Genomic DNA, 15,238 nt, shown 5'->3' with positions numbered 1-15,238 from the left:
GGCGCGTGGCCCGGACCGACCACTTCCACGAACCCGACGCCCCGAAGGCGACCAGCATCGTCATCGCCGTGAGCGCGTTCGTCACCGACGAGCACGACCGGCTGCTGATGATCCGCCGCACCGACAACAACCTCTACGCGCTCCCCGGCGGCCGCCACGAGCTCGGCGAGACCATGACCGAGACCGCGCTCCGCGAGACCGACGAGGAAACCGGCATCCACATCGAGGTCACAAGCCTCGTCGGGATCTACAGCAACCCCGACCACGTCATGGCCTACACCGACGGCGAGGTCCGACAGGAGTTCTCCATCTGCTTCCGCGCCCGGCCGGTAGGCGGGGAGCCGAGGACGAGCGACGAGTCCTCGGAAGTGCTGTGGGTCGAGCGGGCCGAGCTGGACGGCATCGACGTCCACCCATCGATCCGCCTTCGAATCGAGCACGGGTTCAGCCGGCAGGATCCCTACTACACCTGACCAGCCAGGCCGACGGACGACAGCCACGACTCGGCGCGGTCCACCGCACCACGGCGGTCGGCCATGCTGCGGTCGAGGGCGCGGCTTACGTAGTGCTCGGTGGGATAGCGCTCCCGCACCTCAGCCATGCGCTCGTCGAACGAGACGCGCTCGCCGTCCGGACTTGTGGTCATGTCTAAATACCAGAGGAGGTCACGGGCAAGGCAGTGATCATCCGCGAACTGAATTATGTAGCCGTTCAGTCCCAACTCGGCTGCCTCGAATTTTGCGGCAGAGTGGAATGCAATGTAGTTGCAAACAGACCGACTCCAGCCTTGAGCGCGAGCCGCTATCGCGCCATCTAAGGCATGTAGGCCAAGTCTCGATACCGAACTAGAATATCCGATGTCATGCAGCCAGGCGGCGTCTACGAGCCCCCTTAAGTAGTCCTGCGGCCCTGATTCCCTTAGGGTGATCTTTGCGCGATTCGCAACGGCTTGCACATGACGCCACCGTCGCGGCATTTCACCCGCAAGAAGCTCACGGGCCATCGACCGGGCCTCTCGCTCGCCTAGGTTCATCATGCACAAATGGTAGCAGCGAGATTCTGGTGAGTAGGCGACGAAGAAGAACGAATCTATCGAGCTACAGTGAGAACCGCGAGAGCGGTTGCAATGTAAGCGGTGGGTACCGCTATTCGAACGGTCCATGCATGACGTCTGGCTCGCGAGACTGCTTCGAGGCCCGTAATAACATCCGCTTCATCGTCAGAAATGAAGTCGCTGTATTTTCTGACGTCGCTTTTCAAAGCGGTAATGCCACCTGTGACGATCGGACCCTCGACGAACAGGGCCCACGTGGAAAGAATGACGAGATACGCAGCGCCAATTATGCGTAGGCCATCGGCAATCTCTACTGGGATGACTTGACTGGCTCGTGCGACCACGACGCCGAAGACCGCCGCTAACGTTGCTATAGTCCGCTCAACCGCGCCTTTTGCTAATGCAGTTGCGGCTTCTGACGTCTGTCGAGCGATAGCTAGTCCGGAGTTCCGTGCTTCTCTTACTGACTTCAGAGCCTCAGATATTGCAGAGCTTCTTAGCGCCACGAACACGGGCTGGGCGGCTCGCCTAATCTCATCCGCTAGACTCCAGATGACAGGGCTCCTGTTGAGGCTAATTACCTGTCTAATGGCCAGCAGCTTATCCGGCTCGTTGGATTGAGCCCACTCTGCTAGCTCAGTTGATTGTCGGCAGGATCCTAGAGATATCTCTGGTCCGGACAGTGGCATCCCGAAAGACACTCTTTGGAATCCAAAGTACTCCAGCTCGACCAGATCTCCCTCGATACGGGCGTTCGTTGCTAGCGACGCCCATGCTGCTGCAGCAGCAGCCCGGTATAGGGTATTCTCCAGGGGTTTATGAATTCTATGATCGCACTCGGTGAGCTTTAATGATTGCACAGATGGGAGCTTGGGAAGCTGCTCGAAGCCCTTTGGTGGGTTGACTGTCGCGGTGCGCGGGAGACTCTCTATCGAACAGTCCCACCCGATCACTGAGAAGCTCTGAGATCCGCAGATCATCGCTGAGTCTTCGTCCACCAGGAAAACAGAGTGCTTGTCGCAATCGATCAGATCTCGCAAGGTCCACCACGGGCGGTTGCGAAGAATCGCTGTAAGCTCCGCTTGGGAGCCAGCGTAGACCCAGGTCCGATCCGGATCCTCAGCACCAGTAGATCGAGCGATGTCGACTCCGGCCTCAATCTCCCATTTTCCCTCCAGATCGAGCGCCGCATCTAAGTCGCCAGAGAATGCGCGATCGGCATCCTCGCGAACGGAGGAGTCGAACGTTCCTTCTAGGTCGACATCAGGTTGAGGTGCAACCCCCAAGGACCCGTTGATGTAGAGCAGCTCAAGTTCGACGGTTCCCCATTGCCCCACGAGGCGGACGTCAGTGATGCAGGGCGTGATCGCCTCAATTTCCTGTGTCGCAGAACGGGCAGTTCCTGTCCACGAGTGCTTTGGCTTTGATCTGAACTCAGTCCTTGATTCGGTCCACCCCTGATTGACGAGATCTCGAATTGCTTCGCACATCTGGCGAGTGGTGTCAAGGTACGCCATGTGGATCATCTCGGCATTCTAGTCGAGGGGTGCGACACTCACGGGCTGCTGCTAGTAGGTCCCAAAGGATGTGAAGTTCGAATCGTAGTCACGTAGCTGCTTCCGTCTGGAGACACCGTGAGTCGGTGGAGTTCAGTGGTGGGGATCTTGAGTTCGATTCCGTCAGACCTGTACGTTTGGGTCGACCGGCCCATCTGTCCTTGTCGGATTGACCCAGCGTACCCGCCGGAGCCTCCAAGCTCGGACGCCGAGGTGTCCAGTTCGGGATACTCTTCTTCTAGTTCGGCAGCGATCAGATCGGCCGGTCCTGACTTTAGAGATGCTTTCTACGCTGCTTCAATTGCGCGAGGTGCGTCCAGTTTCTGGATCGCGTCGGTTAGGGCTTTCTCTGCATCAATGGGCCTGGGCGATGCTTCGATGGCGAAAGCATTCTGGAAGTACTGGGCCGCAGCTGTACGGTTTGTGTCGAGCAGGATCAGTTCTGAATCGTCTCGCGGGTCAGGCCATGAGAGGCCCTTCTGGAGCTTCCCGGGTGCGGGCAGGAGATGCTCGAAGACTTCGAGTCGGATACTTCCGTCTGGCTGCGCGGACAGATTCGCCCCCTCGATCTCGGCGTCCAGCTTCAACAGCGTCGAGTGCCTTTCTTCGCTGTTGACTTCATTCGAGGTGACGATTGCTACAACGCAATCTTCGGCTCGCGTTGTCAACTTCATCGCGTCGGCTAGTGCTGAAACGAGAAAGCTGCACGTCTCTAGGAAGAGATTCTCTGCAGAAGAGGTATCTCTCAAGGTTCGAAACTGGTCTTCCAGTTCGGAGTCGTCTCTAAATCGAGCTCGGATCGCGCCTTCTTTTCTTGCTGAGCGTCGTAGCTCTGACACGTGACGGTCCAGGAAGCTTTGCTCCTGCGTCGTCAGATCGGCAATCTGCGTAGGGGGGGTCGTTTCTGATCCTCGCTTCTGGATAATTGCGAGTGCGCAACGAACGATGGCCACGATGATGTCCCTCCTGTCTGTGAGAATTTTCTTTACGTTTTCAAGCCGGCCCTGACGGGCCGGACGGGCGGCGCCGCTGCGGCATCGCCTATACCTCCGGCCCGGCGAGCCGCGCGCGCACGCCCGCCACCGAGGTCCAGCAGAAAAGCGTGGAAGTCCTCGACAACTGGCACGGAATTCAGAAGCTGAAGCCAACTCCGATCGAGCCGCCACCCTTCGGCTGCTTCACTTCGAAGTCGTTGATCCACCACGCGTCAACCGACGAGGCCTTCACCCGGAACGCCGGCGGGTGGAGCGACGGCCCCGAGGAAGCCGCGACCATGACGTCGACCAGGTGCAGCACGGGCGCGGGGGCAGCAGCCGACTGCTCGATCACACCGACCGCCGGCTGGATGACGTCGAGTACGGCCTGCCGCTTGTCAGCGTCCGAGCCTCGGAAACGGCGTGCGTCAGGGGTGTTCCACACGGAGTTGAACAGCGAGTCGCGAGTGGCGTCGACGTAGGACTTGCTGCTCACCGGTCGTCCCTGGACGAGCCAGGTGCCCACGAGAATGTTGATCAGCTGGGGGCCTGGCTGACCGGCTTCGGTCGCCTGGATGATGGCGATCAGGCCGGGGTCGACATCCGCGCTGTAGGCCGCGATGCCTGCGACGTCGGCCGCGCTGCTCACCATCATCTTGCCCCTCTTCCTGTAAGCGGTTCGCCCGCTTGTCGGACAGGGCATGTACTGCGTTAGCTCAACCTCAGCCTGGTCATCAGAACTGTGGAGAGTCGCGCGATGCCGTTGTGTGACCACCCCAGCCCCGAGCCGGCCGATGGTCGTACATGGTCCGCGCGCCATCCAGGGCGAACCTGCGCGGGGACCCCTAGCCCCACACAGAACCGTCGCTCCGCGACCGCCTGCCGGCGGCCCTGGACACCACCCGAACCATGCTCGTGCGGCCTCGTATCGGGGCAGGGAGGGGAGTGGGCAGGGGAGACGCCGAGCCGTCCGGTCCGATGATCACGAGGAACATCGAGGGAACATCCCTCCCAGACGCCCCGGGTACGGGCCGCACCGAGCCGGTAGACGACCGGCAGGTCAGCGCGTTGAACAAGCCTCACCAACAGCAGGAATGCAAGCCGGGCCGCATTCACACCGAAGTGCTCGGGCGTCCGATTCGCTCCTCGCTCGCCAAGCTGATCTTTCCTGGCAGTGCACACCGCGAACACGCGCTACAACTGATGTTGTGGAGCATTTGTACTTCGACCTTGGGTCGTTCGCAGGTGGTGCGCTCATTGAGGTGGCCTTGCGAGGATCTGCGGCCAGGGTTGCGCTGATGGACGCGGACGAGTACTAAAGTTACCTCGACGGCCACGAGTACGGGTACTACGGTGGCTTCGTCGAGTTCGGCACCGCTGTCTTGGAGGTGCCGTACGACGCCTACTGGTATCTCGTGGTCGACAGCAACGCCAGCCGGATCAGAGTGTCCTGGCGGCAGACATTCGACTGACTGTGGACGGTTCCTGGTCACACTCTCGTAAGAGGCTTGGAACATGGGGCATGGGCTCTCGCTCCCGAAGGGACGAGCTCCTTTCGTCCAGGACCGGCGATGTGGGGCTCATGTCCCATGGACGCCCGCGGGTGCGTGACGACGGCGCGCGGGATGCGCGCCCGCAGTGGGTACGAAGGATCAGAGCCCGACCGCGTCCGCCCCGTGCCTGGCCTGCGCGGCCGTGAAGCCCTCGAACTCGAGCTGGTCGATGAGACTCCCGCGGGAGAACGAGCTGTAGTCCATGTAGCTCTTCGCCGACTTCGCGGCCTGCTCGTTCCAGTCGACGGTCACGTGGTCGACGGCGTAGGTGGCGTCCGCGGTGGAGAACTTCTCGAACTCGAGCTGTTCGATCAGACCCTTGCGGGAGAACGCGGTGTAGGCGAGGTAGCTCTCGGCCGAGTCGACCGCGTTCTGCCGGCTCACCGACAGCATCGGTGTCGCCGGCGCCGCCGGGGCTGCGGCGAACGTCTCGGGGGCGGACGCCGTGGTGCTCGGCGCGGTCAGCGTGACCGGGGGTGGTGCGACGACCGCGGTGGGCGGGGTGACGGCGGGCGCGGAGGTCGGGGCCGCCGCGGTCGAGGTCTCCGTCGATCCACTGCCGGCACCCGCTGCGGCGGCGGCGACGATCAGCGCGGCCGCTCCGCCGACGATGAAGGGCCACTTCCGCCGTCGCTTCGAGACCGGAGTCGGGGCCGGGGGCTGCTGCGGCGGCTGCTGCGCCCAGGGTGCGGTGGGCGGGGCCCACTGCTGCGGGATCTGGCCCGGCTGCGGGTACCGGACCTGCTGGGGGTGGGCGCCCGCCTGCGGGTACCGACCGGCCGGAATGTTCTGGGAGGGGCCCTGTGGGGTCTGCGAGGTTGTCATGACCCCTACGTCGCACGCTGAGATCGGGTGTTGCAAATGGCGGTACCGGATCCACAGAACTGTGGAGAGCCGGGATCCCCGGCCTATCGCCGGGCGGCGTCACGCAGCGCCCCCGTGACCCACCCCTCGACCTCGGCCGGGGACCTCAGCCGCACCACCGGCAGCGTCGGGCGCTCCCGCGCCAGGATCGGCACCGACTCGCGGTACTTGTGCCGCGTCGAGACCGCCCAGCGGAGGATGTTCTCCCGGTCGACCAGCACCGTCCACAGTGGTGGTTCGACGTTGCCGTTCCACAGCACCTCACGGCCCCGGTTGCGCTGCCGGGTCCGGCGCAGCACCCGGGGGAACGTGACGGTCCAGAACGGCAGGTCGAGCCAGACCAGCAGGTCCGCGCGGGCGGCGAGGACCGGTCGCGCCGTGGAGTACTGCCACTCGGTGACCCAGGTGTCGGACCCGGCCAGCCGTCGGACGTCGTCGAGGAAGGACGGGCGCGGCACCCACCCCGGGCCGTGGAACAGCGCGTCGATCTCGGTGTGCGGAGCGTCGAGGACCGGGGCGAGGCGGGCGGCGAGGGTCGTCTTACCCGATCCCGAGACCCCGGCGATGATGGTGCGGCGCGGCAGAACGGGCAGCGGGTCGTTCCAGCGCAGCACGACGCCACCGTAGGAGAGGCGCGTTCCCCACGAGCCCGCGGGAGGTGACCGTGTGACGCACGACCCGCACCGCGTCGTGGTGCTGCTGCTCCCCGGCGTCGTCGTCCTGGACTTCGGTGCAGTGACGCAGTTCTTCGGCCACCGTCACCGGGACTCCGGCCCCGTGCACTACGACCTCGCGGTCTGCTCCCCGGACGGCCGGCGGGTCCCGTCCGCGGCGGGTGTCGACATCGGTGTCGACGGCGGACCGGAGCTGCTGGCCGACGCCGACACGGTCGTCGTGCCGGGGTACGAGGACATCCTCTCCCCGCTGCCGGAACCGGCGGCGGCCGCGCTGCGGGCGGCGTCGGCGCGCGGCGCCCGCCTCGTGTCGATCTGCACCGGAGCGTTCGCACTCGGGCACAGCGGACTGCTCGACGGCCGCCGCGCGACGACCCACTGGCACGTCACCGGCGAGCTGCGGCGGCTGTTCCCCGCCGCGACCGTCGTCGACAACGAGCTCTACGTCGTCGACGACGCGGTCCTGACCTCCGGCGGGGTGGCGGCCGGGATCGACCTCTGCCTGCGGATCGTGCGCGAGGACTGCGGTGTCGAGGTGGCGAACGCGGTCGCGCGCCGCAGCCTGGTGGCGCCGCACCGGTCGGGGGACCAGGCGCAGTTCGTCGAGCACCCGGTGCCGGAACCCTCCGACGTCGACATCGCCGCCCTGCTGGCCTGGATCGACGACCACCTCGGCGACCCCCTCCGGCTCGCCGACCTGGCCGGCCGCACCGGCTACAGCGTCCGCACCTTCGGGCGGCTGTTCCGCGCCGAGGTGGGCATCCCGCCCTGGCAGTGGGTGACCCGGCAGCGGATCCTCCGCGCCCGCCACCTGCTCGAGGCCTCCGACCTGCCGGTCGAGCAGGTGGCCGCCCGCTGCGGCTTCACCTCGACGGTCGCGTTCCGGCGCCGGTTCCACGACCTCGTCCACGTGTCGCCGTCGCAGTACCGGCGCACCTTCCGCGGCGAGCCGCCGGACCGGTCGCGGGGCTGAGCACGGCGCGAAAGTACCGGTTCCCGGCGCGCCGGCCACTCACGCCGCGGGCCCCGGGCACGCGATCGTGGTCGTGTCCCGTCCGTTCCACCCAGGGAGGCCCCCGTGATCCCCGACGACCAGCACCTCGAGATCGGCTCGCTGGTGTTCGACGGCTTCGACCAGATCGACCTGACCGGGCCGTTCGAGGTCCTGTCCCGGATCCCGAACTCGTCCTACCGGCTCGTCGGCGCCGCCGAGGGCCCGGTCCGCGACATGCGCGGGCTCCGGGTGCTCCCCGACCTGACCATCGCCGAGCCGGCGCGCCTCGACGTCCTGCACGTCCCCGGAGGCCCCGGCCAGGAGGCCTTGATGGAGGACGAGGAGGTCCTGACCTGGCTCCGTGACCAGGCGTCCGGGGCCGGCGCCGTCCTGTCGGTCTGCACCGGGGCGCTCCTGCTCGGCGCGGCCGGCCTGCTGCAGGGGCGCCGGGCGACCACGCACTGGTCGGCCCTGCACCTGCTCCCGTTCTTCGGTGCGGTCCGCGACGACCGCCGGGTCGTCGTCGACGACACGTGGGTGTTCGCCGGCGGGGTCACGGCCGGGATCGACGGCGCGCTCCGGCTCGCGGCCGAGCTGCGCGGGCGGCAGGCGGCCGAGGTCATCCAGCTGGGCATGCAGTACGCCCCGGAGCCCCCGTTCGACGCCGGCACCCCGGACACGGCGCCCCCTGAGGTGCTGGCCCGGGCGCGGGAGGCCCAGGGGGACCTCACCGCGCGCCGCGAGGGGACCGCGCGCCGGGTCGCGGAGCGTCTCGGTGTCCGGCCCGTCCCGGCGACCGGGGGCCCGTCCGGCACCGGGGGCTGAACCGCGCGCGGTCGCGGAAACCCGCTGGCCGACCGGCCGCGGCACGCACTACCGTTCCCGCAGCCGTGCACCGAACCGAGGAGGTGGGACCCGTGACCGCAGCAGACAGCCGGGTGCTCCCCTCCGGGGACACGGCCGGGCGGTAGGTCGCCCGGGAGCGCCCTCTCCCGAAGGGCACGACCATGCGACTCCTCACCGAACAGCGCCACGACGACCTGGTCGAGACGGCGTTCTCCCTCGACGACGTCCCCGGCGTCCTCTGGACCCCGGCCGTCGCGACCACCCCGTCCCCGCTGGTCCTCCTCGGCCACCCCGGCGACCTGGGCCGGATGCACCCCCGGCTGCTCGCCCGGGCCCGGTCCTGCATCGCGGCCGGGTTCGCCGCGGCGACCCTCGAGCTCCCGGGGACCGGCGACCGGCCCCGCCACCCCGAGGCCGACCGGGCCCGCGCCGACCTGCGACGCGCGGTACGGGCCGGTGAGCCGGTGCCCGACGACGTCGTCGACCGGCTCGTCCTCCCGCTGGTCGAGCAGGCGACCCCGGAGTGGCGGGCCGCGCTGGACGCGTTGCTCGCCCGGCCGGACCTGTGCGGGCCGGTCGCCTGGTCGGGCGGGATCATCTCGCTCGGCGTCCGGATGGCCGTGGTCGAGCCGCGCATCGCGGCCGCGGTCCTGTTCGCCGGGAGCTACGTGCCCCGCGCGATCGTCGCGGAGGCCCGGACGGTCACCGTCCCGCTGCTGGTGCTGCTGCAGTGGGACGACGAGGGCAACGACCGGCGGCACGCCCTGGAGCTGTTCGACGCCCTCGGCAGTCGCGAGAAGACGCTGCACGCCAACACCGGCGGGCACACCGGCGTCCCCGCCTTCGAGGGCGACGACGCCGCCCGGTTCCTCACCCGGCACCTGGGACCCGGCACCTGAGGTGAGCGGTCAGCCGACGTCGCTCGGGGACCGGCCGGTCACCCGCCGGAACGCCTCGGCGAACGCGCCGGGCTTGCGGTATCCGACCGCCCGGGCCGTCGCCCCGACCGACGTACCGTTCGTGAGCAGGATCAGCGCGGCGCGGATGCGGGCGTGGGTGCGCCACTGCGCGAAGGTCATGCCCGTCTCCGCCTGGAACAGCCGGGTCAGCGTGCGGACGCCGGCGGCGACGTGGTCGGCCCAGGCGGCCAGGTCGCGCCCGTCCGAGGGGTCGGCGACCAGGGCGTCGGTGATGGTCCGCAGCCGCGGGTCGGTGGGGACGGGCAGGGTGAACGTGGTGCTCGGGACGGGTTCGAGCAGGTCGACGAGCAGCTGCTCGGCCTGTCTCCGGGCGGGGGAGCGGGCCGTGCCCAGGTGCACGATCAGCTCCCGGACCAGCGGGGTGACGAGCACGCCCGTCGGCTCGGTCCACGGCGTCGTCCCGGTCAGGACCACCCCGTAGCCGAGCCCGCCGCGGACGACGTCGATGGTGTGCGGCACCCCGGCCGGCATCCACAGCGCGTGGGTGGGCGGCACGAGCCAGTCGCGTTCGGACGTCCGGTGGGTGACCGTCGCCGTTGCCGACCAGCTCAGCAGGTGGAAGTCGTGCACGTGCAGGTCGACGGTGAAGCCGCGGTCGAACTCCGTCCGCGCGGTCGCCAGCACGGTCTCCGGCACGGGCACCCCCAGCTGGCCGTTTCGCGGCCATGGTCGGCCACCTGCCGCACGAGCGCCACCCTAGCGTCGATCACATGCAGACACTCACGACGTCCGACGAGGTCGACGCGCTCATCGGCACCCCGCCGCGGCCGGCGCTGCTCAAGTCGACGCCGGTGCTAGACGACGGCTGTCGCGCGATCTTCGCCGCCGCCCCGGTCGTCGCCGTCGGCACCCGGACCGGCACCATCCTGGCCGGCGGCAGCCCCGGCGTCGTCCGTGCCGAGTCCGACACCGTGCTGTCGGTGCCGCTGGACGAGGCACCCGGGCCCGGCGAGGGCGTGTCGATGCTGTTCCTGCTCCCCGGCCTCGGTGAGACGTTCCGGTGCAACGGGACCGCGGAGGGAACCCGCGACGGCCGGGTGCAGGTCCGGCTGACCGAGGGCTACGTCCACTGCGCGCGCTGCGTCATGCGCTCCGAGCTGTGGACGGCGGTGCCCGACCCGGTCGCCGTCACACCGCCCGCGGGCGGTCCGCTCGCCGCGCCGGGGGTGGCCGGGTTCCTCGCGACCTCGCCGTTCGCGGTGATCAGCTCCCGCGACGGCGACGGCCACGGCGACACCAGCCCGCGGGGGGACCGGCCGGGCCTGCTGCGGGTGCTCGACGGGGACACCGTCGCGTTCGCCGAGCGCCGCGGGAACCGGCGGGCCGACACCCTGCACAACCTGATGCGCTGCCCCGAGGTGTCGGTGCTCGCCGTCGTACCGGGCCGCGGCGACGTCGTCCGGCTCACCGGCACCGCCCGGGTCGACGTGGACCCGGCGCTGCTCGCAACGATGGCGCTGCGCGACAAGGCGCCCGACGCCGCCGTCGTGCTGCGGGTCGGGAGCGCGGAGCTCGTGCGGTGCCCGGCCGTCGACGCGCTCTGGGCGGAACCGGTGGGTCCGGCACCGGACCTGACCGCGATCGGCGCCGCCCACCTGGCCGCCCGGGGCGGACGCGCGACGAGGGCGCTCGCCCGCGGCCTGGCCACCGCCACGAGCGGGCTCACCCGCCGCGCCATGGACGCGAGCTACCGCTCCGCGCTGCGCGACGAGGGCTACGAGTAGAACTGCGGGCCGGCTCAGCCGACCCGGGGGAGCCCCAGGATCCGGCGGCGCAGCGCGTCCCGGTCGCCCTCGGCCGGAGCCGTCCCGTCGACGAAGTCCCGCAGCAGCCCCACGAACCGGTCCGGCTGCTCGGCGTGCGGGAAGTGCCCCGCGCCGTCGAAGACCTCCAGCCGGCTGTCGGGAAGCCGGTCGTGCGCGGCGAGGGTGTGGGCGAGCGGGATGACCCGGTCGCGGTTCCCCCCGACCAGGAGCACGGGCACCTCCTCGAGCAGGTGCAGGCGCTGCGCCCCGTCGAGGCGCTGGCCGGACGGCTCCAGCGCACCCCGCGCGGTCTGGACGAACGCGCCGCGGGTGCCGCGGTCGGCGAAGGTCTCCAGCGCGGTGTGCACACCGTCGATGTCCGAGCGCGGCGCGGCGCCGACGCGGTGGGCCAGCCGGTGCGCGGCGCGGCGCATCCACGGCGGGGTCAGCGACGCCGCCGAGCGGAGCACCAGCTCGGTGCCCGGCAGGCTCGCCGCGCGCAACGCGAGGGTCAGGTCGTGGCCGAGACCGCCGGAGGACACGAGCACGACCCGCTCGGTGAACTCGGGGAACTGGTGCGCGAACTGCATCGCGATGCCGCCACCGAACGAGTGCCCCACGATCGTCGCCCGCTCGACGTCGAGCGCGGCCAGCAGGTCCCGCAGCCCGGTCGCGTACCCGCCGAGGGAGTAGTCGCCGCTGCGCGGGGCCTCGCTGACACCGTGGCCGAGCAGGTCCGGCGCGATCACGTGCAGCCCGCCGCCCAACGCCTCGAACACCGGGGCCCAGGTGCGTGAGCTCGCGGCGAGACCGTGCACGAGCAGGACCGTCGGGCCCTCGCCCCGGCCGGTCTCGCGGTAGCTCACACGCTGTCCGTGCAGCAGGATCTCGCGCTCCTGGGGGGACTGGTCCACCACTGGGCACCTCCGTACGTCGACGTCTCCATGATCCCCTCCGGACGGGCCCGCGGCGGTGGGGTCCGCCGGTGTCCTGGAGGCGTCGGCGAGGGGGGTTGTCAGGGGGTGGCGGCGCCGTCGAACGACACCCCGGCCCGCTGCTGCGACAGGTCCCACACCCGGCGGGCGGCGTCGGCGTCGCGCAGCGGGCGGTAGAGCTCCTGCTCGGCGGGGGGTCCGCCCACCCGGCCCGGACCCTTCGGCCCGTAGAACACGGAGTGCCCGGCGTCCGGTGCGGTCGCGGCGAGCAGCGCGGGCAGCCCCGCCGAGTCGGCGGTCCCGACCAGCAGACCGGCCCGGGACAGCGCCCCGATCACCCGTCGACCGGCGGACCGCCGTTCCCGGCCGAGATCGGGCCGAGCGTCCAGGAGGTTGGTCGGCGCGACTCCCGGGTGCGACAGGTTCGCGGTGATGCCCCAGCCCGCGGCGCGGCTGCGCCGGTCCAGCTCCAGGGCGAACAGCCCGAACGCGATCTTCGAGTGCCGGTAGGCGGCCATGCCGTCGTAGGACCGCTCGGAGTCCGGGTCGTCCCACAGGACCGTGCCGCGGGCCGCGGCGACGCTGATCTGGCAGACCACCCGGGCGTGGCCCTCGCGCAGCAGCGGCAGCAGGTGCGCGACGAGCGCGACGTGACCGAGGTGGTTGGTGCCGAACTGCAGCTCGAACCCGTCGGCGGTGGTCCGCCGCTCCGGCGGGGTCATCACGCCGGCGTTGTTGATCAGCAGGTGGACGGGGCGTCCCTCCGCGCGCAGGGTCTCCCCGAGCGCGGCGACCGAGGACAGCGAGGACAGGTCGAGCTCGCGCAGCGAGACGGTGGCACCGGGGTGCCGGTCGCGGATCCGGTCGGCGGCGGCCGCGCCCTTCGCGGCGTTGCGGACGGGCAGCACGACCTCGGCACCGGCCGCGGCGAGCCGGTCGGCGATGCCGAGCCCGACGCCGTCGCTGCCGCCGGTGACGACGGCGCGGCGCCCGGTCAGGTCGGGGAGGGTGAGGTCAGGGGTGCGTGGCATGGGGTCCAGCCTGGCCGGGTCGTGGCGCGGTATCCACGGATCGTCGATCCGTGGTTGCGGGCGCGGCGCGCACGGTGGAACCGTCGGAAGCTGCGGTCGCTGTCGGTGGCCGGGGACCCACGCGACACCGCGCTGCGGCCCTGACCGTTCGCAGCCGCGAACGTCGGCAGACCCCCTCCGGGGCGCCGCGCGGACCCGCCGTACCCCGTCGTCACCTGCGGCAACACCTGTGACGGCAGGAGTCACACGTTAGGTGTGTGATCTTGTCCCCCGATCGACGTGATACCGGCAACGGCGGTTGCAGAGGGTCCCCGCCTCGGTAGCGTTCGGACCGTGTCCACTCCGATCAGCCCGCGCAGCCGTCGTCGCGTCCTGCACCCCGTCGCGAGGACGGCGACGTCGCTGTTCGTCGTCGGCGCGGTCGCCGCGGCCGGGTGCGTGGGCGCGGTGGGGGCCACGGCCACGCCGGTCGCACCCGCCGCCTACACGTCGGTCCCGGCGGCGGGCCTGTCCGTCGCGGCGACGGTGACCATCGACGGGACGCAGTACCCGAACCCGCTGCGCATGCTCGACGGCACCGGCGTCACCGACGTCGCCCAGTGGGAGGGGACCCGGCGCGCGGAGCTTCTCGCGGCATTCCGCGAGAACGTCTACGGCCAGCCGCTGCCCAAGCCGACCAAGCAGACCTTCGACGTGCGGACCAGCGACGACGGCGACGTCACCCTCAAGAAGGTCACGATCGGCATCACCGGGCCGGAGGGCACCGGGAAGTTCACGCTGCGGCTGTTCGTCCCGAAGGGCCAGACCCCGCGCGGCACCTTCCTGATGATCGACCACCGGGGCTCGGTCTCCGACGACCCGGGGCAGTCCTCGGACTACGCACCGGTCTCGACGATCACGAAGGCCGGGTACGCCTTCGCCCAGATCGACGCCAACGACATCGCCCCGGACGACGGCGGCAGCTACCGCAGCAAGATGATCAACCTGTTCTACCCGTCCGGGAGCGACCTGCCCGACGACGCGGGCCGGGCCATCGCCGCCTGGGCCTGGGGCGCGAGCCGGGCGATGGACTACCTGCAGACCGACAAGGACATCGACCCGTCGAAGATCGCGGTCATCGGGCACTCCCGCAGCGGCAAGGCCGCGCTCTGGGCCGGCGCCCAGGACCCGCGCTTCGCCGCGGTCATCTCCAACAACTCGGGGTCGACCGGCGCGAAGCTCGCCCGCCGCGGCGACGGGGGAGTGGGTGCCGAGACGGTGTCGCGGGTCAACAGCTCCTTCCCGTACTGGTTCCCGAAGACCTACCAGGCCTACGGGAACAAGGTCGACGAGCTGCCCGTCGACCAGCACGAGCTGATGGGGCTGGTCGCGCCGCGCAAGCTGGTGATCGCCAGCGCCAGCGACGACTCCAACGCCGACCCGGAGGGCGAGTTCCTCGCCTACGAGGCGGCCAGCAAGATCTACGACCTGTACGGCCTCGGCGACAACGGCCTGGGCACGACGGGCTGGAAGCCCACCACCGACACGGCCTTCTCCGGGCCGGCGATGAGCTACCACCTGCGCTCCGGCGGGCACGGCCTCAAGGCGGCCGACTGGAACATCTACCTGAAGGGCGATCTGTTCACGCAGGCGTCGCCGCGCTGACCACCCACGATTGGTACGCCCGTACTCGAATGACCGTTTCAGGCGATCTTCCTGAAATGCACACGTCGAGCGTTTGACGTCCCGCGGAAGCGCGCCGTCGTCGCCGGAGGCGGGGCCGGTCGGGCCGCGATCCCGCGGTCCCGCAGGTGGAGCGCACGCCGGCGGTGTCCGTGCCCCGTTTCCGATGCGATTCTGACCCATTCTCCTGAATTGCCGGACAATGGGTTGCTGCGGCGTCGGAGTCGGCGTCCCGGGCTCGGCGGATCACCGCTGCGATAGCGACAGACATTCCGTGGGAAAGCAGCCAGAAAATGCGCGCGGACGGTGGTTTCTCGCGCGACGGGTGGTCCCGCGTCGTGGCGAGCGGGTTCCACGACGTGGGGCGACG

At 69.7% G+C, this 15,238-nt stretch carries 15 protein-coding genes; 6 read left to right on the top strand and 9 right to left on the bottom strand.

Going from position 1 to position 15,238, the window contains the following annotated elements; genetic code table 11:
- Nucleotides 1-5 precede the first annotated feature (5 nt).
- Nucleotides 6-473 carry an NUDIX hydrolase gene (locus KPL60_RS14180; protein WP_226366122.1) on the top strand — a complete coding sequence of 156 codons (468 nt, stop codon included), beginning with the start codon at nt 6-8 and terminating at the stop codon, nt 471-473.
- Here KPL60_RS14180 and KPL60_RS14175 read toward each other — a convergent pair.
- From KPL60_RS14175 to KPL60_RS14145, 6 genes are all read right to left on the bottom strand, one after another.
- Nucleotides 464-646 (bottom strand): hypothetical protein, encoded by a 183-nt coding sequence (locus KPL60_RS14175; protein WP_226366121.1) that lies wholly within the window; start codon nt 644-646, stop codon nt 464-466. The genes KPL60_RS14180 and KPL60_RS14175 overlap by 10 nt on opposite strands.
- A 443-nt stretch (nt 647-1,089) precedes the next feature.
- Nucleotides 1,090-2,580, bottom strand: coding sequence for a hypothetical protein (locus KPL60_RS14170; RefSeq protein WP_226366120.1), 1,491 nt, complete (start codon nt 2,578-2,580; stop codon nt 1,090-1,092).
- Nucleotides 2,581-2,897: 317 nt separating this feature from the next.
- Nucleotides 2,898-3,563, bottom strand: a complete 666-nt coding sequence (locus KPL60_RS14165; protein WP_226366119.1) for a hypothetical protein — start codon at nt 3,561-3,563, stop codon at nt 2,898-2,900.
- A gap of 178 nt (nt 3,564-3,741) precedes the next feature.
- Nucleotides 3,742-4,239 (bottom strand): hypothetical protein, encoded by a 498-nt coding sequence (locus KPL60_RS14160; protein WP_226366118.1) that lies wholly within the window; start codon nt 4,237-4,239, stop codon nt 3,742-3,744.
- Nucleotides 4,240-5,236: 997 nt separating this feature from the next.
- The gene (locus tag KPL60_RS14150) at nt 5,237-5,962 is read right to left on the bottom strand and encodes an Ltp family lipoprotein (protein ID WP_226366117.1); all 726 of its coding nucleotides are present in this window, start codon (nt 5,960-5,962) and stop codon (nt 5,237-5,239) included.
- An 83-nt stretch (nt 5,963-6,045) separates the two neighbouring features.
- Nucleotides 6,046-6,615: an AAA family ATPase gene (locus KPL60_RS14145; protein WP_226357645.1), complete on the bottom strand. Its 570-nt coding sequence runs from the start codon at nt 6,613-6,615 to the stop codon at nt 6,046-6,048.
- Between the two features lie 52 nt (nt 6,616-6,667).
- Between KPL60_RS14145 and KPL60_RS14140 the strand changes: the two genes are divergently transcribed.
- The 3 genes from KPL60_RS14140 (at nt 6,668) to KPL60_RS14130 (ending at nt 9,414) form a co-directional block, all read left to right on the top strand.
- Nucleotides 6,668-7,648: a GlxA family transcriptional regulator gene (locus KPL60_RS14140; protein ID WP_226357644.1), complete on the top strand. Its 981-nt coding sequence runs from the start codon at nt 6,668-6,670 to the stop codon at nt 7,646-7,648.
- 105 nt (nt 7,649-7,753) lie between these two features.
- On the top strand, nt 7,754-8,494 hold the full coding sequence (locus KPL60_RS14135; RefSeq protein WP_226366116.1) for a DJ-1/PfpI family protein: 741 nt from the start codon (nt 7,754-7,756) through the stop codon (nt 8,492-8,494).
- A 182-nt stretch (nt 8,495-8,676) separates the two neighbouring features.
- Complete coding sequence (locus KPL60_RS14130; RefSeq protein WP_226366115.1) at nt 8,677-9,414, top strand: dienelactone hydrolase family protein; 738 nt, start codon at nt 8,677-8,679, stop codon at nt 9,412-9,414.
- Nucleotides 9,415-9,423: 9 nt separating this feature from the next.
- Here KPL60_RS14130 and KPL60_RS14125 read toward each other — a convergent pair whose 3' ends face one another.
- Nucleotides 9,424-10,131 carry an AraC family transcriptional regulator gene (locus KPL60_RS14125; RefSeq protein WP_226366114.1) on the bottom strand — a complete coding sequence of 236 codons (708 nt, stop codon included), beginning with the start codon at nt 10,129-10,131 and terminating at the stop codon, nt 9,424-9,426.
- A 74-nt stretch (nt 10,132-10,205) separates the two neighbouring features.
- Here KPL60_RS14125 and KPL60_RS14120 point away from each other — a divergent pair, with 74 nt between their 5' ends.
- Entirely contained in the window at nt 10,206-11,219 is a 1,014-nt protein-coding gene (locus KPL60_RS14120; RefSeq protein WP_226366113.1) for a pyridoxamine 5'-phosphate oxidase family protein, read from the top strand.
- Nucleotides 11,220-11,233: 14 nt separating this feature from the next.
- Here the strand turns inward: KPL60_RS14120 and KPL60_RS14115 are convergent, their stop codons facing one another.
- Both KPL60_RS14115 and KPL60_RS14110 read right to left on the bottom strand, forming a co-directional pair.
- Entirely contained in the window at nt 11,234-12,154 is a 921-nt protein-coding gene (locus KPL60_RS14115; protein ID WP_226366112.1) for an alpha/beta fold hydrolase, read from the bottom strand.
- A 101-nt stretch (nt 12,155-12,255) separates the two neighbouring features.
- The gene (locus KPL60_RS14110; protein WP_226366111.1) at nt 12,256-13,206 is read right to left on the bottom strand and encodes an SDR family oxidoreductase; all 951 of its coding nucleotides are present in this window, start codon (nt 13,204-13,206) and stop codon (nt 12,256-12,258) included.
- Nucleotides 13,207-13,539: 333 nt separating this feature from the next.
- Here KPL60_RS14110 and KPL60_RS14105 point away from each other — a divergent pair, with 333 nt between their 5' ends.
- Entirely contained in the window at nt 13,540-14,850 is a 1,311-nt protein-coding gene (locus tag KPL60_RS14105; RefSeq protein ID WP_226366110.1) for a dienelactone hydrolase family protein, read from the top strand.
- Nucleotides 14,851-15,238 lie beyond the last annotated feature (388 nt).

This window comes from Pseudonocardia sp. ICBG162, from assembly GCF_020496225.1.
In the GTDB taxonomy this organism is placed as follows: Bacteria; Actinomycetota; Actinomycetes; order Mycobacteriales; family Pseudonocardiaceae; genus Pseudonocardia; species Pseudonocardia alni.
Note: the sequence above shows the minus strand (reverse complement) of the source record. Positions and strands in the feature narration are given on the sequence as shown.